The sequence below is a fragment of the Cyclobacterium sp. 1_MG-2023 genome (assembly GCF_030546805.1).
Taxonomy (GTDB): domain Bacteria; phylum Bacteroidota; class Bacteroidia; order Cytophagales; family Cyclobacteriaceae; genus Cyclobacterium.
In genome coordinates this window covers 77,980-97,149 of record NZ_JAUOPC010000014.1, presented here as the reverse complement: position 1 = coordinate 97,149, position 19,170 = coordinate 77,980, and the positions used below count along the sequence as shown (strand labels likewise).

Genomic DNA, 19,170 nt, shown 5'->3' with positions numbered 1-19,170 from the left:
CTTTTCTTTAATATAAAATGAAAGAAAATAAAAAGACATATTGGAAAGGGTTAGAACAGCTGACAAACGATCCCGAGTTTGTAAAAAATGCTGATCAGGAATTTCCCGGCTTTACTTCAAAAAGCAATCAAAAAGAAGACGGAAGCTCCACTAGAAGGGACTTTCTAAAAATGATGGGTTTTAGTGTGGCGGCAGCCTCCTTAGCAGCTTGTGAAGCTCCGGTTAGGAAAGCCATTCCATATGTTAACAAACCTGTTGATATCAATCCTTCTGTTCCTAATTATTATGCATCTACTTTCAGCAAAGGTGGAGACTACGCTTCGGTGGTAGTTAAAACCAGAGAAGGTAGACCGATTAAAATTGATGGCAATGAATTGTCACCAATCACCAAAGGAGGTACCAATGCCATTGTAGAAGGCTCTGTTTTATCTCTATATGATGAGGCCAGATTAAGGGCTCCTCAAATTGGAGGAAAAACGGCTGAATGGTCCGCTTTAGATGGTGAGTTAGCCGGCAAATTAAAAAGTGCAGGAACAATAAAAATCATTAGCAATACCATTTTATCTCCGAGCACAAACAGGGCGATAAAAGTATTCGCTGACCAAATGGGAGATGTTGAAGTCATTACTTATGACCCAATTTCCAATTATGGTATCACCAAAGCAAGTGAAACCTATTATGGAAGCAGTGTGCTTCCTTCTTATAATTTTGATAAGGCCAATGTAATTGTCAGCTTTGGGGCTGATTTTTTAGGTTCATGGATTTCTCCAATTGAATTTGCTAGGCAATATGCACAAGGAAGGAAAATTTCGAAAGAAAATCCTAATATGTCCAGGCATTATCAGTTTGAGTCCACCTTATCACTTACAGGTTCTAATGCGGATTACCGCACGCCTATTACTGCTTCTCAAAGTGGTCTTGCAGTTTTGGCCTTGTATAACCTTATTGCCAAAAAGGCCGGGGTTAGCACTGCCGGTGGAGGCAATTTAGAATTAAACAATCTTTCAAAAGCAGCCAACGAATTGTGGGCCAACAAAGGCAAATCACTTGTTGTTTCCGGATCCAATGATCCGAATGTCCAAGTGGTTGTGCATGCAATCAATGAGCTTTTAGAGAATAACAATAAAACTGTGGATTTCGAAAATCCTGCTTATTTCCGAAAAGGAGATGACAGTAGAATGAATCAGTTTGTTAAAGAATTGAATGCCGGAAAAGTTGGAGGAGTAATCTTTTACAACTGTAACCCGGTTTATGATTTTGGAGGTGGACAAGCCATTGCTGCCGGTATAGCCAAAGCTAAGGTTTCAGTTTCTACTTCAGAAGTTAAAGACGAGACTGCATCTCTGGTTCAGTATCTTGCTCCGGATCATCATTACTTGGAATCTTGGAATGATTTCAATCCTAAAAAAGGAGTTTATAGCTTGGCGCAGCCGGTTATCTCTCCTTTGTTTAGTACTCGCCAAGCTCCTGAAAGCTTTTTAAAGTGGGCCGGGAACACTACTTCATATTATGATTTCATAAGAGAAGAATGGCAGGCTAATTTTGCTGAAAGTGGAATCGAGGGAGACTTTCAGTCTTTCTGGGATAAATGCCTATTTGATGGTGTTTATATCTCTGAATCTTCTGAAGAAGGTGAAGCTTCCGCATTAGAGGCAGTAGGAGATGTTGCTACAGCAGCAGCAGCCATCGGCAAAGCTTACCAGGCTCAGGGTTCAGGTAGTGAATTGGTTGTTTATACCAAAGTAGGTATTGGCTCAGGAGCATTTGCCAACAACCCTTGGTTGCAGGAGATGCCGGATCCTATTTCAAAAGCTACCTGGGACAATTACTTAACTGTATCCCAAAAATGGGCCAATGAAAATGGTCTTAAAATGCATGAAGGTGCCACTAAATTGGCCACTGTTTCTGCAAATGGACAGACCTTTACTGTTCCTGTGTTGGTGCAACCTGGACAGGCCAATGGTACTTTTGGATTGGCTTTAGGTTATGGAAGGACTGCTGCAGGTAGAGTAGCAGACGGTATTGGTGTCAATGCATACGCACTTATTAATGCCAACAAAGGATTTGTTGAATACCATATCACTGAAGGAGTAAGTGTGAGTCTTACCGGTGAAAGTTACAGAATAGCTCAAACACAAACACATCAAACCTATATGGGTAGGGATTTCGTTGTGCAGGAAGCTACTTTGGGCGAATATAAAGAAGATGCCAGCGCAGGCAGGTATCACCCGGAAATTTATAAAGACGGGGAATTTGTTAAGCCTAGCAAAATTTCATTGTGGTCCGGCCACAAATACAGTCAGCACCACTGGGGCTTGGCCATTGACATGAACTCTTGTATAGGTTGTGCGGCTTGTACCGTGGCTTGTCAGGTAGAGAATAATGTGGCTGTTGTCGGGAAAGAAGAAGTATTGAATAGAAGAGAAATGGCCTGGATTAGAATTGACAGGTACTATAGCTCTCCTGAAGGAGCTACTTCAAATGCCGAACTTGAGCAAGCAGCAGACAATCCGGAAGTTACCTTCCAGCCTATGATGTGTCAGCATTGTAACAATGCACCTTGTGAAACTGTATGTCCTGTGGTTGCCACCACACACAGTTCTGAAGGACTCAACCAAATGACTTACAACCGTTGTATTGGTACCAGATATTGTGCCAACAACTGTCCTTATAAAGTAAGAAGATTCAACTGGTTTAAATACCATGACAATAAAGATTTTGCAGGAGTAAATACTCCTCAGAATGATGATTTGGGTAAAATGGTACTCAACCCTGATGTGACTGTAAGAGCAAGAGGGGTAATGGAGAAATGCTCCATGTGTGTACAACGTATTCAAGCAGGTAAATTAACTGCGAAACGTGAAGGAAGGAAAATTAAAGACGGTGATGTGAATGTTGCCTGCGCAGTAGCTTGTCCTACTGAAGCCCTTGTTTTTGGTGACATGAATGATTCCCAATCTAAAGTTTCTAAGATGCTTAAAGTCGAAGAAAATTCCACAAGTGCTTTGAAGGAAGTAAATGAGGAAAGAGCATACCATGTGTTAGAGGAAATCAATGTCAGCCCTAATGTTTGGTATTTTACCAAGATCAGAAATAAGGACAAAAACGAAGCTTAAAAAAATAAAACGATAAGATATGCAGGTTACTTCACCCGTACGCGATCCGCTTATTACCGGCGGTAAGACTTACAAGGACGTCACCAATGATATTGCCAGGCATGTAGAAGGAAAACCAACCAAAGGTTGGCTCCTAGGATTGGCAGTATCCTTGACTGTACTTTTGCTCGGCAGTTTAGCACTGGTAGCTACACTGTGGGAAGGAATAGGAATGTGGGGACTTAATAAAACTGTTGGCTGGGCCTGGGATATTACCAACTTCGTTTGGTGGGTAGGTATTGGTCACGCAGGTACACTTATATCCGCAGTATTATTGCTTTTCAGACAAAAATGGAGAACATCCATTAACCGAGCAGCGGAAGCCATGACAATTTTTGCTGTAATTTGTGCCGCAGTTTTCCCTTTGATACACATGGGGAGACCTTGGATCGGTGCAATTTGGGCCCTTCCGCTTCCCAATACATTTGGTTCTTTGTGGGTAAACTTTAACTCCCCTTTGTTATGGGATGTTTTCGCCATATCCACTTACTTTTCTGTATCCTTGGTATTCTGGTATATCGGTTTGATTCCTGATTTCGCCACCATTAGAGACAGGGCAACAGGTATACGAAACACCATTTACGGAGCTTTGAGCTTCGGATGGGATGGCGGTGCCAAAACTTGGATGAGGTATGAAAGTGTATCGCTAATATTGGCAGGTTTGGCTACACCCCTTGTACTTTCAGTACATACGATTGTATCCTTTGACTTTGCCACTTCAGTAATTCCCGGATGGCACACTACAATCTTCCCTCCATATTTTGTGGCAGGTGCGATTTTCTCAGGTTTTGCAATGGTATTGACCTTGATGATTGTCACTAGAAAAGTTTTTAAACTTGAAGACTATATCACAATGGGACATATTGAATTGATGAATATAGTAATCATCATTACAGGTTCTATCGTAGGTATTGCCTATATCACAGAGTTCTTTATCGCTTGGTATTCAGGTGTAGCTGCAGAGCAATATGCTTTTGTTAACAGGATGTTTGGTCCTTATTGGTGGGCTTACTGGTCCATGATGACCTGCAATGTTATTTCTCCTCAATTGTTCTGGTTCAAAAAGATCAGAACGTCTATAGTTGCTACTTTTATCCTTTCACTTATTGTGAACATTGGAATGTGGTTTGAAAGGTTTGTAATTATCGTTACCTCACTTCATAGAGATTATCTTCCTTCTTCTTGGGTTATGTTTTACCCCACAATTACGGACGTAGGAGTTTATATGTTTACTTTTGGTTTCTTTTTCACAGCGTTCTTATTGTTCGCCAAGTTCTTCCCAGTGATCAACATGGCAGAGATCAAATCTGTATTGAAATCTTCATCTGAAAAAATAATTAAATAATCATGGAAAGAGACAAAAACTTTATCCTGGGGATCTTTGATGATGAGGACATTCTTAAGAATGCTGTCAGAGAGATAAGAGCTGCAGGAATCAAAATACACGAGGTATTCTCTCCTTATCCTGTTCATGGACTAGAGGAAGAATTGGGTTACCGAAGAAGTAGGTTGCCAATTGCGGCATTCCTTTTTGGCTTGCTAGGAACTACTTTGGCATTGACCATGCAATTTTATATGATGAAATTTGACTGGCCAATGATTATAGGTGGCAAGGATCATGCCGCTTTCCCTGATTTCATTCCTGTATCTTTCGAGTTAACTGTTCTTGTTGCAGCTTTTGGTATGGTCACAGTATTTATGGTTAGCAGTAATCTTAAACCCTGGGGACAACCAAGAATATTTGACTTGAGAAGTACTGATGACAAGCACGTTATGGCCATAGATATCGCCAATAATGCAGCTGTTGATTTGGAAATAATTAAAGGTGCTCTTAAGAATTCAGGAGCAACGGAGGTGAACAGTAAAAGTTTTGAATAAGTAATCTGTAGCAAATGAAAATTTTATCATCAATATATTCAATAGCTGTAGTGGGGATATCCTTAGGATTTGCTTCCTGCAAAGCTGAGGGTGATTATCCGGGAACGGAGTATGCTCCTCAGATGTACCATTCAGTTCCTTATGAAGGCTTAAGCCAAATCACTAGTGAAGAAGAAGGAGATTGGATTTCCACTAGAGAGGATGAAAAAGGAGAATTCTTTAACAGTAATATTAACAATCCTCATGGCATGAACATGAGAGAACCTGTTCCTAATACTGTACCTAGAAATAAAGAGGGTATTTTACCTTATAGGTTAAGGGTGGCAGATTTAGAAGGTGCCGCTGCTGTACAAAATCCAATCCCTCTTACTGATGAAGTATTGGCCGATGGCAAGCGACTATTCACCCAATACTGTTCTCCCTGCCATGGTAGTGGTGGAGAAGGAGATGGTAAACCAGGTATGGTTATCGGTGGGGTAGCCAACCTAAAAGGTGGAGCCTATATTAATTTACCTGAAGGCCATATTTTCCATGTAATCACTCATGGAAAAGGTAGAATGGGAGCTCACGGTTCGCAGATTACTGCTGACAGAAGGTGGAAAATTGTACACTATGTTAAACAAGAAATTCAGAAGCAATAATGGCACAGGTAACTAACTACAATTTGGATCAAAAATTTGATTTTACCGCAGCGGTAAAGAAAGTGATTTTCATACTAGGAGGTATCGGTGCACTTTTATTGGTATTTGGTATAATCATGGCTGCCACTGGTGGACATGGTCATGGCGATGAGGGTGGACATGGTTTTCACTGGACACAGAGACTTTTTGCCAACCTTTGGATAAATAATGTGTATTTCACAGGAATTGCCATTATTGGTGTATTCTTCTTTGCTATACAATATGCTGCCCAGGCAGGATGGTCTACAGCATTACTTAGAATCATGTTGTCCTTTGGCTATTGGTTGCCTATTGCAGCTGTATTAATGCTGGTAACCTTTTTCATAGCCAACCACGATTTGTTTCACTGGACGCATAGCTATGTGTTTGACAAAGCCGGAGATCATTATGATAAGATCATTGACGGTAAAGGAAACTTCTTTTACTGGCCAATGGAGAAAGGTTCATTCCCTATCTTTTATATCGTAAGAATGGTTTTGTTCTTCGGATTTTGGGTTTTCTTTTTCAATAAACTTAGAACACTTTCTAATGAAGAAGATATAAATGGAGGAACTTCCTATTGGTATACCATTAGAAAATGGTCTGCTATTTTCTTGGTTTTCTTTGCCGTATCTTCCTCTATTAGTGCTTGGGATTGGGTGATGTCTATAGATACGCACTGGTTCTCTACCTTGTTTGGATGGTATGTATTTGCTTCATGGTTTGTTGCAGGTTTATCTGCCATTACTTTGGTGACTATCTTTTTGAAAGATCAGGGATACCTAGAAATGATCAATCAAAACCATATTCATGATCTTGGTAAATTCGTTTTTGCCTTCTCCATATTCTGGACTTATATATGGTTCTCTCAGTTTTTGCTGATCTATTATGCCAATATTCCTGAAGAGTCAGTTTATTTCGTAGAAAGACTTTCAAGTGATGTTTATGGTTCTTATATATTTATTAACCTAATTCTAAACTTTGCTTTACCATTTTTGGTTCTAATGACAAGGGATGCGAAAAGGCATAATATCTTCCTAAAACTTGTATGTACACTAATTATTGTTGGTCATTGGGTAGATTTCTTCTTGATGGTTCAACCGGGTACTTTAGGACATAATGGAGGCGTTGGTTTGATGGAAATTGGAATGTTGTTAGTTTATGCTTCAGCTTTTGCTTTTGTAGCGTTGACCAATCTTTCCAAACACAATCTGGTTCCTAAAAACCACCCAATGTTGGAGGAAAGTTATCATCATCACATTTAATCTAATTCCGAAACAGTTATAATTATGTACGGATTTCTTATTTCAATAGGTGTAGTACTCCTGATCATGGTGATTGGGATGGTATACAGAATTCAAACCTTGATTTCGGTCGCTAAAGGTTCTGATAAAAAAATAGCTACAACCAGTAATAAAACTAATGCCATTCTTTTCATGGTATTTCTTATTGGCTGTGGTGCTTGGATGGTCTATTATTCGGTAGTAGAATTTGATAATTACCAATTGCCTATTGCCTCTGAGCATGGTGTGGTAACAGATCAATTGTTTTGGATTACCATGGCTGTAACAGGCTTTATTTTCATCCTTACACATATTCTTTTGTTCTGGTTTAGTTACCATTATCAATACAAAGAAAATAAAAGAGCTGCCTTTTATCCTGACAATAACAAATTAGAGATTATTTGGACACTTGTACCGGCAGTGGTATTGACTGTCTTGGTAATTTCCGGATGGAAAGCCTGGTCAGATATTACCAGCCCTGCTCCTGAAAATGCCCATGTAGTTGAGATTATGGGTTATCAATTTGCTTGGGATGTGAGATATCCAGGTGCTGATCAACAGTTGGGAGACTATGATTATAGACTTACAACTGCAACCAATTCCAGAGGTATAGATTTTACTGATAAAAATTCCTTTGACGATTTTCCTTCTCAGAATGTGGTAATTCCTAAAGGAGAGCCTGTCCTCTTTAATATTAGGGCAAGGGATGTATTGCACTCAGTATTTGCGCCACATATGCGCTTGAAGATGGATGCTGTACCCGGTATGCCTACCAGATTCTGGTTTACGCCGAATAAAACTACTGAAGAAATGCGTGCAGAATTGGGGGATGAAGAATTTGAATTTGAAATCGCCTGTACTGAGATTTGTGGTGCCGGTCATTTCTCTATGCGGAAAGTGATTAAGGTTGTTGAACCTGAAGAATATAGAAAGTGGTTTGCAGAACAAACTCCTTTTATCAAAAGTAATCCGGATCTTGTAGCTGATCTTCCTGTTGAATTGAAGGAATTGGCAGAGATTTATATAAATGAAGAATAAATTTATAGCATAAATTATAAATACCATGGCAGTAGCAAACGTTTCAGCTCATGATGCAGCATCTACACATGATGAGCATGACCATGAGCACCACGATAACTTCATAACGAAGTATATATTTTCCACTGACCATAAGATGATTGCGAAGCAATATCTTGTGTCTGGTATATTCTGGGCATTTATCGGTGGATTTCTTTCTGTATTATTCCGATTGCAGCTGGGTTTCCCTGATATGGACATGTCTTTCTTAAGACCTATATTGGGTGGTTGGATTGATGCTTCCGGAAAATTGGACCCTACGTTCTACCTTGCATTGGTTACCATGCATGGTACAATTATGGTGTTCTTTGTATTGACTGCAGGTCTTAGTGGTACCTTCTCGAATTTCCTAATTCCTTTGCAAATTGGTGCCCGTGATATGGCTTCAGGTTTTATGAACATGTTGTCTTACTGGTTTTTCTTTATTTCCGGTGTGATCATGTTTGCCTCTTTATTTTTAGAAAAAGGTCCTGCCGGTGGTGGATGGGTAGTTTACCCGCCATTGTCTGCACTTGAACAAGCCATTCCCGGATCAGGATTAGGTATGACACTATGGTTAACCGCCATGGTATTCTTTATTGCCTCATCATTAATGGGAGGGATTAACTATATCTCAACGGTTATTAACCTGCGTACAAAGGGAATGTCTTTTTCTAGGTTACCATTAACCATCTGGGCTTTCTTCCTTACTGCGGTAATTGGATTATTGTCCTTCCCGGTTTTGTTTTCTGCCGCTCTATTATTGGTTTTTGACAGAAGTTTCGGAACTAGTTTTTACCTCTCTGATATTTACATCGGTGGTGAAGCATTACCAAATACTGGAGGTAGTGCCGTTCTTTACCAGCATTTATTCTGGTTCCTAGGTCACCCTGAAGTTTATATTGTATTGCTTCCTGCGCTTGGTATCACTTCTGAAGTGATTGCTACCAACTCTAGGAAACCTATCTTTGGTTATAAAGCCATGATTATTTCTATGCTTGGTATCACCATCCTATCATTTGTGGTTTGGGCGCATCATATGTTCGTATCCGGAATGAATCCGTTCCTTGGATCAATATTCATGTTCCTTACCTTGATAATTGCCGTTCCTTCAGCTGTAAAGGTATTTAACTACCTGACCACTTTATGGAGAGGTAACTTAAGGTTTACCCCGGGCATGTTGTTCTCCATCGGTTTGGTGTCTTTCTTTATCTCAGGTGGTTTGACGGGGATTTTCCTCGGTAACTCCGCTATTGATATTCAATTGCACGATACTTATTTTGTTGTAGCTCACTTTCACTTGGTAATGGGTGCTGCTTCTTTCTTTGGAATGTTGGCCGGTGTGTATCACTGGTTTCCTAAGATGTTTGGTAGGATGATGGATGACAAATTAGGGTATGTTCACTTTTGGTTGACTTTTGTTGGTGTCTATTTGGTGTTTTTCCCAATGCATTATATTGGTATCGCCGGTTTCCCTAGGAGGTATTATAGCTGGACAAACTTCTCATTTGCAGATATGTATACTGACCTGAATATGTTTGTGTCTGTGGCTGCTATCGTTACTTTCTTTGCCCAGTTTATCTTTGTTTTCAATTTCTTCTATAGTATGTACAAAGGTAGAAAAGCAAGTGCCAACCCATGGCAGTCCAATACCTTAGAGTGGACTACACCAGTTGAACCTGGTCATGGTAACTGGCCCGGAGAAATCCCAACTGTATATAGATGGCCATACGATTATAGCAAGCCTGGTTCAGAAGCTGATTTCATTCCACAAACAGTTCCATTGTCAGCAACTCCCGAATCAAATCTTCCTCATGAAGCTAAACTTGTACAATTAGAAAAAGAAATAATGGAAGAGGATGAAGCGATGTTGGTAGGTAATGAATCAAAAGAATCTTAAAAATATAAATAGCTTCCGTAGTGTTTGTTTAACTACTACGGTTGCTGTTTTTTTATTGATATTAATTGGCGGTATTGTTAGAAGTACCGGTGCCGGAATGGGCTGTCCTGATTGGCCGAAATGTTTCGGGAGTTGGGTTCCACCTACATCTGTAGATCAATTGCCGGCCAATTATCCTGAAATATACGTTTCCAAGCGAATTGAAAAAAATGAGCGCTTTGCTTCCCTCTTAACCGGTTTGGGCTTTGCAAATTTGGCAGAAGAGATTAGAAATGATGAGAGTATTCATGAACAAGAGCCTTTTAATGCTACCAAAACTTGGATTGAATATGTCAATAGGCTTGCAGGAGCTGTCATAGGTCTGTTAATTATATTGACATTGGTCTTTTCTTTTAAGTTAAGATCGGTAGACCCAAAAATTATGTGGCTATCTGTATTTTCATTGGTGTTGGTACTGTTCCAGGGTTGGTTAGGTTCTATTGTAGTTTCTACCAATCTTTTGCACTGGATGATAAGTGTACATATGGTAGTGGCTCTTTTTATGGTTTGCCTGCTGCTTTATATCTATTATAGATCCGGTATGTTAATAGCTAAAAATCATCAATTTGACCTGCCCTTGAATATTTCACGAAAATACAGGTTGTTATTGGGTATTGGCATATTATTAATGGTTGTTCAAATTATACTTGGTACGCAGGTTAGGGAGCAAATAGATATTATTGCAAGTAATGCTGCTTATTTGAATCGATCATCTTGGATAGATGAATTAGGGCTTACTTATTATATTCATAGGACATACTCTTTGATAATATTAGGCCTTCACCTATTTATTGGTTATCAACTATTCCCTTACAGGGAAAAGAATACAAAAATTACAAGCCACTATGTGGTGTTAATGGCTTTGTTTGTAACGGTAATTATTTCCGGAGCAATCATGGCTTATTTTGGAATACCTGCATTCATTCAACCTCTGCACCTGTTTTTAGGTTCTTTGATCATAGGCTTCCAATATTATATTTGGCTTGAATTGGGGCAAGATAAAACTGCCGCTATAAATATTGCTTAATTATGAGTACACTAGGGTTATCTGAAAAGGTTTTGTGGGACAGTGTTACGATGAGGTTTAAAGCTTACATGGATTTGTTGAAATTCCGTCTGTCTGCTTTGGTAACCTTTTCGGCTGTTTTTGGATTTATTTTAGGACATCATGGTCAAACCTTCTCTTGGGCTGGTTTTATTGGTCTTGTCCTTGGTGGATTTTTAATTAGTGGTGCTTCAGGTGCCGCCAATGAAATTAAGGAGAGAGAGTTTGATAAATTGATGAAGAGAACGAAAACTCGGCCTCTTCCAATGGAAATTATTTCTGTAAAAGAAGCTTATTGGTTTGCAGTGATAGCTGCTGTTACCGGCGTTCTTTTATTGGCCTATTTCACCAATATGTTGACTACCGGATTGGGTATTTTGAGCATGATACTGTACGTATTTGTCTATACGCCATTGAAACGTGTTGGACCCATAGCAGTATTGGTTGGAGCCATCCCCGGGGCCATGCCTCCATTGCTTGGTTGGACAGCGGTTACAGGAAGCATTACTTATGAAGCTTTAATCATTTTCGGCATTCAATTTATTTGGCAATTCCCTCACTTCTGGGCCATTGCTTGGGTTAGTGATGAGGATTATAAAAAAGCAGGTTTTAAATTGCTTCCCTCAGGAGGGCAAAAGGACCTTAATACAGCAATTCAAATAATGATCTATACCTTATTTTTATTGCCGCTTGGGCTCTTACCTACTTATTTTGGTTTAACCGGAATAAACTCAGGTATTGTAGCAACTATTTGTGGGGTATTATTTTTGGCACAAACTTTCTCTCTTATGAAGGATTGCTCCAGAAAATCTGCGCTTAAAATTATGTTTGGTTCATTTTTGTACCTACCCATAACGCAAATTGCCTACTTATTAGATAAAGTGTAATATGGAAGAGAAACTATCTTTTATTGAAGGTGCAGAACAGCCCTTGGCCATGCATCCAAAGAAATTTGCACTTTGGTTATTTATTGTAAGTGTGGTTATGGTATTTGCCGGAATGACCAGTGCTTATATTGTCAGGCAGGGTGAAGGGAATTGGCTGGAATTTGACCTGCCCAATGTGTTTTGGTACACATCAGGGATAATAGTATTGTCTAGTATTAGCTTGCATCTGGCTTACATGGCGGCTAAAAAAGACAATCTTAATAATATTAAACTAGGTTTATTGGCAACAGTAATTCTAGGTTTTGCTTTTCTTGTTGGGCAATGGTTCAGCTGGGAAGCACTAGTTGCTGAGGATGTGTATTTTGTAGGTAACCCTGCGGGATCATTTATGTATGTTTTTACAGGACTGCATGCAATACATCTAATTAGTGGTGTGATATTTCTAATAATTGTATTAATTTCGGCTTTAAGGAATAAAATACACTCCCAAAATCTGGCACAACTTGAAATGTGCGTTACCTATTGGCATTTTCTGGGAGGCCTTTGGCTATACTTGTTTATGTTTTTGCTTCTAAATCATTAAAATATAAGTTAATTTACTAATTATGTCTTCGACTGCAATTGAAATTCAATCAAAAAGAGGCGTTTGGGGTGGAGGTAACGAGCCACTAAAAGCGAGCTATGGTAAGCTCATGATGTGGTTTTTTCTCCTCTCAGATATTTTTACCTTTACTGCCTTTCTTATTACCTATGGTGCCATTCGGGTAAGTTATCCTGCCTATTCAGGAGAAGTAGCTGATTTTGTAAGTTCAAATCAGCATTGGCCTATACCTGAAATGATTTTTGATGCCATTCCATTTGTTCATGGAGGTCATTTCCCACTTGTTTTTGTTGGTTTGATGACTTTTATTTTGATTATGAGTTCGGTTACAATGGTATTGGCAGTTGAAGCCGGTCATCGGAATGATAAGAAGGATGTGGTTAAATGGATGCTTTGGACATTACTTGGAGGGATGACTTTCCTAGGTTGTCAAGCTTGGGAATGGACACACTTTATCCATGGGACCGACGAAGGAGTTGTGATGACCTATGTAAATTCATTTAGCAATATTGTAACTGAAACAGTGCACGGAGCCAACTTGTTGGTAAATGAATATGGACCTGCACCTTTTGCTCAATTGTTTTTCTTTATTACAGGTTTCCATGGCTTTCACGTTACCATAGGTGTTGTCCTTTTGTTTTTGGCTTTTTACCAAGCTGCTGTTGGAGTTTATGAAGATCGTGGTCATTATGAAATGGTTGAGAAAATTGGCTTGTACTGGCACTTTGTGGATTTGGTATGGGTATTTGTATTTACCTTCTTCTATTTGATCTAAAATATAAACATATACTATAATGGAACACGTTAATAAAAATAGGTTGGAAGTAATTCCAAGAGATCCTGCCAAGATTAAAAAAATCTGGCTTACTGCCTTGATTTTATTGGTAATCACAGCAGTGGAATTTGTGTTGGCCTTTACCATGGAAAGAGGGTTGCTCTTATACTTTCTTTTTATTGCTTTGACCATTGTTAAAGCCAAGTATATCATGATGGAATTTATGCACCTGGGGGATGAAGTTAAACCTTTGTTTTACTCCATCATCGTACCACTTATTTTCTTGGTTTGGCTGATTATAGCCTTAATGAAGGAAGGTGCTGAGATCTTCGTTATGCGCTGGTAAACAGAATAAAAAATTTATAAAATTGGATGGTTGAAGGGGAATCTTCAACCATTTTTTTTGTTGTAGTAGTGTATGAAAATGTTGCGATTTATTCAGGTATTGGTGCTGGTTTGTGTTTTAATGATACCGGTATTAATAATATTATTTCTTAGGGGTTTTTCCTCCAACCAATATGATATTCCTATTTTATATCAAAATGGCGTTGAAGATCCTTTTGAACAATGTGACTATAATGACAGCAGTCAGCATTTTATTCCTGACTTTACTTTTACAGATCAGTTTGGTAGAAGTGTAGGTAAAGAAATGATGGAAGGAAAAATTACAATCGTCGATTTTTTCTTTACGAGTTGCCCAAGCATCTGTCCTATTATGTCTAAAGAAATGGAAAGAGTTCAGGATGTCTTTCGGAATGATGATAGGGTACAGATTTACTCCATCAGTATAGACCCCGAATATGATAGCCCCAAGGTTTTGGCTGATTATGCTGATGAGCATGGAGCCAAAAAAGACAAGTGGTTTTTTCTTAATGGCCCGGTAGATGAAACTTATGATTTAGCCAGGTGTGGTTTTATTATTCCATCAGTTAGTGGGGGGGCAGTTCCGGAGAATTTTGTACACAGTGATAAGTTTGTTTTGGTAGATGAACTTGGACGTATTCGAGGATATTACAGTGGCACCAAAAGAGAAGGTGTTGATCAATTGATTTTAGAAACGAAAATTTTGCTTCATGATAAAGGATAGTTTTGAAATAGAGTCCAAGGACAAGTCTATGTATACATGGATAACTATTGTCTCCATTTTAGTACCGGTAGTAGTGGCGGTACTATTGTTTATGCCTGCAAAAATTGACCTTGGTGAAGAATGGGTTTATTTTCTTCCACATTTAAATGCTGTAGTAAATAGCTTTGCCTCTGTAATGTTGATTTTAGGCTTTTTTTTCATCAAAAGTGGTAATGTCACTTTACATAAGACGGCCATGTCCGTTGCATTTGGGCTAGGAGCTATTTTTTTAGTGGGGTATGTGATTTACCATGCGGCAGCGGAAAGCACTTCCTTTGGTGGTGAAGGCTGGATAAGGTGGGTTTATTATTCTCTTTTGATCAGTCATATTATTTTGGCTGCTATTGCCTTATTTCCAATTTTATTGGCCTATTATTTTGGCATCAGCGGGAAATTTGAGAAACACCGGAATATAGTTAGATACGCTTTTCCTATTTGGCTTTATGTTACCGTCTCAGGTGTTATCGTTTATCTAATGATCAGTCCCTATTATGTGCATTAAGCATAATGTTTGTGAAATTGATTATATTTAAACAAAGGTTAAACCAAACCGTTTACTAATACAATGAATAAATATTTCAAAAGTCTGTCGGTTGTTTTGCTTCTGTTGATTGGATCCGTTCAATCTACTTTTGCTCAATGTGCCATGTGTAGGGCAACGGTTGAGAACAACGTTAGCAATGGGGATACTACTGTAGGAGCGGCACTGAACATAGGAATTCTTTACCTTTTTGTAGCTCCTTATATATTATTAATGGTTTTGGGCTATTTTTGGTATAAAAATGCCAAAAGGAAAAAAGGTATTTCATTCTAATCTTCTGTTTAGCTTAGGTTCAATTTTTGGTGCAACCTTTTTATTCTTTCTCAGAATACTTATTGAGGATGGCCTAGATTTTGGTTGATTATTTGCGGGATTTAATGCCTCTCATCTTTATGTTTGGCATGGATTCCATTATGAATGAATATTAACTTTTACTTCGGATATCGGTAGTTTTGTTATCTTGGAGGGACTGTTCAGGCAAGATTAATCGCAATGTTAAGAAGAAGAAGGCTTTTATTGGTATTGTCCGTTGTGCTATTGGGTTTGGTCCTTTCCATTAATTATTTTTCGGAAGGTAAATACCTCAAAGATCAAAGTGCCTTTAGTGCCCAACTCGAACATCATATTGGAAAGGTAATCCATGATTTTGAGAAAGATTTTGAAAAAATTCAAAATAGCGAAGTTACTGATCAACAATTCTTTTTCAGTAGCCTGGAAATAGATCATCAGTTTCCTTTTTACCTTTTTTCTATGGAAGGAGACTTGACCTATTGGTCTGCTATCGATATGGTACCTGAATTTAGCCTACTTTCTACTTCCAAAACTTACCAAATTCTAGAAAACAATAGGGGGATTTATTTCACCCAACTACGAAAAATAAAACGTATCGATAAAGAGTATTGGTTGCTTCAAGTTTACCCTTTTTATGACAAAGTAGATATTGGTAATGAGTACCTCAAGAGTGGGTATAATCCTGAGGTTTTTGGAAACGACAGGTTTTTATTGTCCCCAAATCCTAAAGAAAATTATCAAGACCTATACTTTGACAACCAGTATCTTTTTTCCATTTTTTTTAGGGTTGGCTATGATGTTCCTGGAAAATCTATCAACCATACGCTATTGATTTTTTTCTTTTCCCTATTGGGATTGGTATTACTGATTGGAGGGGGATTTGTCCATACTCTATGGTCAAAAGGCCAAAAATTTCTAGCCACCATTTATACCTTTCTCATCCTACTTGCCGTCCGGATTATCATGTTGGCCTTTCATTTTCCGAATGACTTTTTTCAAACCGGTATATTTGATTCAAGCCTCTATGCTTCATCCATATTCAATCCCAGTTTAGGAGATCTGCTATTGAATGTGAGCTGTTATTTGGTGGTCCTCAGCATGATTATCGCTATTCTTAGTAGGAGACGTGTAGCTTTAGCTTTTATCAAATTTAGAAATAATTATCCCGATTGGCTCTCCCTTACAGCTGCCTATATTCTGTCGACAACATTGATGTTTTTGGTGTTTTACCTTTATTTAAACATTGTTGAAAACTCCCAATGGAATTTAAATATTGAGGCCATACCCAATTTTGATTACCTTAAAATAGTCAGTCTTTTTGTTATTTTTCTGGGAGGTGCTGCCTATCTGTTGTTTACGATTATAGGTCTCAATATGGTCTTGTTTAAAAATGAGGACAATTATTTTTATCCTTTAAAGGTTTTAGTGGTCTTCGTTTCTCCATTTTTGATTTTTCTCCTTTTCTTTAATTTCGTTTTATTTATAGCTTTTTTGGCTCATATAATTCTATTGGTGGCCATTATTAGTTTTAAGCTTTATCAAAGCTTGTTTAAGCTTGATTTCAATACATTCTTAACTTTCTTTTTTGCATGTCTTATTGGTGCAGTAATTACAGGGGCAGCAGCTTATCAAGACCTAAGGTATGATGAAGTAAGGTCTAAAGTAAAATTTGCAAACAATGTTATGCTTGACAGGGATGTGATGGGAGAGTTTCTTCTGGAGGATATCATCGCTAGGGTGATAGATGATGCCTTTATCAAAAGTCGTCTTTCGGACCCCCTTCTATCCAAAGACCCCATCGATAGGAAAATCAAAAAAATATACCTTGCAGGATATTTTGATCAGTACAGACAAGATGTAAGCATTTATAGCTCTTCAGGTCGCCTTGTTTTAGGAAACAACAATAGCTTGTCTCTCTTGGAGTACAAAAATCGATACATGAATAGTGATTACGCTACTCAGATCCATAATTTGTATTTTATTAAATCTACTGATACGAATACTGGAAATCGTTTTGTAGCCTTTGTTAAAATTCAACGTGACAATGACTTCCTTGGAACAATTGTCATAGAACTGAACCAACAAAGAATAGAATCAGGAAAGGCTTTTCCAAAATTGCTTATGGATAACAAATACGTTACCAACTATATAGAACGCGATTTTGATTTTGCCATTTTTGAAGAAGAGGAGCTAAGTTATAGTTCAGGGATTTTTAGTTACCAAGGCTTGCCAATAGAGGATTTTCTTGACAATGAAAATGTCTTTACTACAGGGATATTGTACAATGGATACCACCACCTAGCCGTGAGTTACAATGATAAAATAATTGTAGTTTCATCTCGAAAGTATCCCAGCAATTATATTCTTGCCGACATCGCTTTTCTTTTTGTCGTTTACTTAATTTTCACACTGCTTTCAATTGCAGTTTTTCTAATGTTTAGCGGACTCAATCAGTTACGGTTCAATTATGCCACCAAGCTTCAACTGTATTTGAACTTTGCTTTTTTCTTTCCCATGCTAATCATTAGTGTGATAGCCGTAGGCTTTTTGAGTCATTCCTATACAGAAGACTTACACAGGCAGTATTTCCAAAAGGCAGGTATAATTAGTGATAATCTGGGCCGAGATTTAGGGGGAGAGCAGTTCAATAATCTGAACAAAGATGAAATAAATACTGAATTATATGCACTGGCTACTGCTACTGATGCAGATATCAACCTTTATCTACCTGATGGAAAGTTAATGGCTACCAATCAACCGGCCATCTTTGATAAGAAAATATTAACCAATTATTTGCATCCGGAAGCGTATGCATCTATCATTGAATCTAAGGAAAATAGATTTCTACAGACAGAACAGGTAGGAGATTTGCAGTTTAAGACTGTTTACCTAGCGCTTAAAAACGGAGATAATCAAGAGCTACAAGCCATTATTGCCATACCTTTTTTCGAATCTGAGGAAGAGCTTAATCTGATGATTACTGAAGTGTTTAGCAATATTCTGATAATTTTTGTGTTGATCTTTCTCTTCTTTTTGGTCATCTCTTATTTTGTTTCAAAAAACCTGACACATCCTTTTAAATTATTGACCCAGAAGTTGAAAGATACTGACTTGGAAAACAATGAATACATGGTATGGCCGGGGAAGGATGAGATAGGATTGCTTGTCAACGAATACAATAATATGCTTTATAAATTGGAGACCAGTAAGAAGGTTTTGGCTTCCAATGAAAAAGAATCTGCTTGGAGAGAAATGGCCAAACAGGTGGCCCATGAAATAAAGAACCCTTTAACACCAATGAAACTTACCTTACAGCATTTACTTCGCCTTCAAGCGGCAGATAAGCTGGAGAATGGGAAAGCATTGGTTAATCCCATCAATTCAATTATTCATCAGGTAGACACGTTAAGTGATATTGCAAGTTCGTTTTCCACTTTTGCCAAAATGCCGCTCCCAAAAAATCAGGAATTAGAATTTAGGAAGGTTGTTTTAAAAGCTGTCTCTATTTTCAATTATAGGGAAGATGTGGAAATTGAGTTTACGGACCATACCGGTGAAGGAGCATCTACGAAAATCATGGGAGATCCCAAATTGTATGGGAGAGTAATATCCAATTTGATTATCAATGGAATCCAAGCCGTAGTGGAAGGGAAAAAGCCTATAATTCTGGTGAACTTGTATTTTGATGGGGAAGAGCATATCAAACTTTCTATTAAAGACAATGGCAAGGGCATTTCAGACGAATTGAAGGAAAAGGTCTTTCTCCCCAATTTCAGTACCAAATCCGAAGGTTCAGGCCTTGGCTTAGCCATAGCTAAAAGAGGAGTGGAAACTGCCGGAGGAAAAATATGGTTTGAGACTTCTTCCGAAACAGGTACCACCTTCTATCTCTTGTTTCCCCTAATCCCTTAAATCCGGAAATTATTGACAGATA

Annotated in this window: 16 protein-coding genes; all 16 read left to right on the top strand. The window is 38.3% G+C overall.

Annotated features, from left to right (window positions below):
• Positions 1-17: 17 nt before the first annotated feature.
• Positions 18-3,116, top strand: a complete 3,099-nt coding sequence (locus Q4534_RS19810; protein ID WP_303614889.1) for a TAT-variant-translocated molybdopterin oxidoreductase — start codon at positions 18-20, stop codon at positions 3,114-3,116.
• 19 nt (positions 3,117-3,135) lie between these two features.
• Entirely contained in the window at positions 3,136-4,500 is a 1,365-nt protein-coding gene (gene nrfD / locus Q4534_RS19805) for an NrfD/PsrC family molybdoenzyme membrane anchor subunit (RefSeq protein WP_303614888.1), read from the top strand.
• Positions 4,501-4,502: 2 nt separating this feature from the next.
• Entirely contained in the window at positions 4,503-5,033 is a 531-nt protein-coding gene (locus Q4534_RS19800) for a DUF3341 domain-containing protein (protein WP_303614887.1), read from the top strand.
• Positions 5,034-5,047: 14 nt separating this feature from the next.
• On the top strand, positions 5,048-5,674 hold the full coding sequence (locus Q4534_RS19795; protein ID WP_303614886.1) for a cytochrome c: 627 nt from the start codon (positions 5,048-5,050) through the stop codon (positions 5,672-5,674).
• Positions 5,674-6,957 (top strand): quinol:cytochrome C oxidoreductase, encoded by a 1,284-nt coding sequence (locus tag Q4534_RS19790; protein WP_303614885.1) that lies wholly within the window; start codon positions 5,674-5,676, stop codon positions 6,955-6,957. Before Q4534_RS19795 ends, Q4534_RS19790 begins: the two co-directional genes overlap by 1 nt.
• A gap of 24 nt (positions 6,958-6,981) precedes the next feature.
• Positions 6,982-8,013: a cytochrome c oxidase subunit II gene (locus tag Q4534_RS19785; RefSeq protein WP_303614884.1), complete on the top strand. Its 1,032-nt coding sequence runs from the start codon at positions 6,982-6,984 to the stop codon at positions 8,011-8,013.
• Positions 8,014-8,038: 25 nt separating this feature from the next.
• Complete coding sequence (locus Q4534_RS19780) at positions 8,039-9,931, top strand: cbb3-type cytochrome c oxidase subunit I (RefSeq protein WP_303614883.1); 1,893 nt, start codon at positions 8,039-8,041, stop codon at positions 9,929-9,931.
• The gene (locus Q4534_RS19775) at positions 9,912-10,997 is read left to right on the top strand and encodes a heme A synthase (protein ID WP_303614882.1); all 1,086 of its coding nucleotides are present in this window, start codon (positions 9,912-9,914) and stop codon (positions 10,995-10,997) included. Before Q4534_RS19780 ends, Q4534_RS19775 begins: the two co-directional genes overlap by 20 nt.
• 2 nt (positions 10,998-10,999) lie before the next feature.
• On the top strand, positions 11,000-11,902 hold the full coding sequence (cyoE, locus tag Q4534_RS19770; protein ID WP_303614881.1) for a heme o synthase: 903 nt from the start codon (positions 11,000-11,002) through the stop codon (positions 11,900-11,902).
• Position 11,903: 1 nt separating this feature from the next.
• Positions 11,904-12,485, top strand: a complete 582-nt coding sequence (locus Q4534_RS19765) for a cytochrome c oxidase subunit 3 (protein ID WP_303614880.1) — start codon at positions 11,904-11,906, stop codon at positions 12,483-12,485.
• A gap of 22 nt (positions 12,486-12,507) precedes the next feature.
• Positions 12,508-13,278 carry a cytochrome c oxidase subunit 3 gene (locus Q4534_RS19760; protein ID WP_303614879.1) on the top strand — a complete coding sequence of 257 codons (771 nt, stop codon included), beginning with the start codon at positions 12,508-12,510 and terminating at the stop codon, positions 13,276-13,278.
• Positions 13,279-13,297: 19 nt separating this feature from the next.
• Positions 13,298-13,624: a cytochrome C oxidase subunit IV family protein gene (locus tag Q4534_RS19755; protein ID WP_303614878.1), complete on the top strand. Its 327-nt coding sequence runs from the start codon at positions 13,298-13,300 to the stop codon at positions 13,622-13,624.
• A gap of 72 nt (positions 13,625-13,696) precedes the next feature.
• Positions 13,697-14,365, top strand: a complete 669-nt coding sequence (locus tag Q4534_RS19750; protein WP_303614877.1) for an SCO family protein — start codon at positions 13,697-13,699, stop codon at positions 14,363-14,365.
• Positions 14,352-14,906, top strand: coding sequence for a DUF420 domain-containing protein (locus tag Q4534_RS19745; protein ID WP_303614876.1), 555 nt, complete (start codon positions 14,352-14,354; stop codon positions 14,904-14,906). The genes Q4534_RS19750 and Q4534_RS19745 overlap by 14 nt, the downstream gene beginning before the upstream one ends.
• 63 nt (positions 14,907-14,969) lie before the next feature.
• Complete coding sequence (locus tag Q4534_RS19740; protein WP_303614875.1) at positions 14,970-15,218, top strand: hypothetical protein; 249 nt, start codon at positions 14,970-14,972, stop codon at positions 15,216-15,218.
• Positions 15,219-15,437: 219 nt separating this feature from the next.
• Positions 15,438-19,148, top strand: coding sequence for a HAMP domain-containing sensor histidine kinase (locus Q4534_RS19735; protein WP_303614874.1), 3,711 nt, complete (start codon positions 15,438-15,440; stop codon positions 19,146-19,148).
• Positions 19,149-19,170: the final 22 nt, after the last annotated feature.

Bases quoted from the DNA above. Each gene is read 5' to 3' on its own strand.
- Q4534_RS19810 (WP_303614889.1), top strand. From the start codon at position 18: ATGAAAGAAAATAAAAAGACATATTGGAAAGGGTTAGAACAGCTGACA.
- nrfD (WP_303614888.1), top strand. From the start codon at position 3,136: ATGCAGGTTACTTCACCCGTACGCGATCCGCTTATTACCGGCGGTAAG.
- Q4534_RS19800 (WP_303614887.1), top strand. From the start codon at position 4,503: ATGGAAAGAGACAAAAACTTTATCCTGGGGATCTTTGATGATGAGGAC.
- Q4534_RS19795 (WP_303614886.1), top strand. From the start codon at position 5,048: ATGAAAATTTTATCATCAATATATTCAATAGCTGTAGTGGGGATATCC.
- Q4534_RS19790 (WP_303614885.1), top strand. From the start codon at position 5,674: ATGGCACAGGTAACTAACTACAATTTGGATCAAAAATTTGATTTTACC.
- Q4534_RS19785 (WP_303614884.1), top strand. From the start codon at position 6,982: ATGTACGGATTTCTTATTTCAATAGGTGTAGTACTCCTGATCATGGTG.
- Q4534_RS19780 (WP_303614883.1), top strand. From the start codon at position 8,039: ATGGCAGTAGCAAACGTTTCAGCTCATGATGCAGCATCTACACATGAT.
- Q4534_RS19775 (WP_303614882.1), top strand. From the start codon at position 9,912: ATGAATCAAAAGAATCTTAAAAATATAAATAGCTTCCGTAGTGTTTGT.
- cyoE (WP_303614881.1), top strand. From the start codon at position 11,000: ATGAGTACACTAGGGTTATCTGAAAAGGTTTTGTGGGACAGTGTTACG.
- Q4534_RS19765 (WP_303614880.1), top strand. From the start codon at position 11,904: ATGGAAGAGAAACTATCTTTTATTGAAGGTGCAGAACAGCCCTTGGCC.
- Q4534_RS19760 (WP_303614879.1), top strand. From the start codon at position 12,508: ATGTCTTCGACTGCAATTGAAATTCAATCAAAAAGAGGCGTTTGGGGT.
- Q4534_RS19755 (WP_303614878.1), top strand. From the start codon at position 13,298: ATGGAACACGTTAATAAAAATAGGTTGGAAGTAATTCCAAGAGATCCT.
- Q4534_RS19750 (WP_303614877.1), top strand. From the start codon at position 13,697: ATGAAAATGTTGCGATTTATTCAGGTATTGGTGCTGGTTTGTGTTTTA.
- Q4534_RS19745 (WP_303614876.1), top strand. From the start codon at position 14,352: ATGATAAAGGATAGTTTTGAAATAGAGTCCAAGGACAAGTCTATGTAT.
- Q4534_RS19740 (WP_303614875.1), top strand. From the start codon at position 14,970: ATGAATAAATATTTCAAAAGTCTGTCGGTTGTTTTGCTTCTGTTGATT.
- Q4534_RS19735 (WP_303614874.1), top strand. From the start codon at position 15,438: ATGTTAAGAAGAAGAAGGCTTTTATTGGTATTGTCCGTTGTGCTATTG.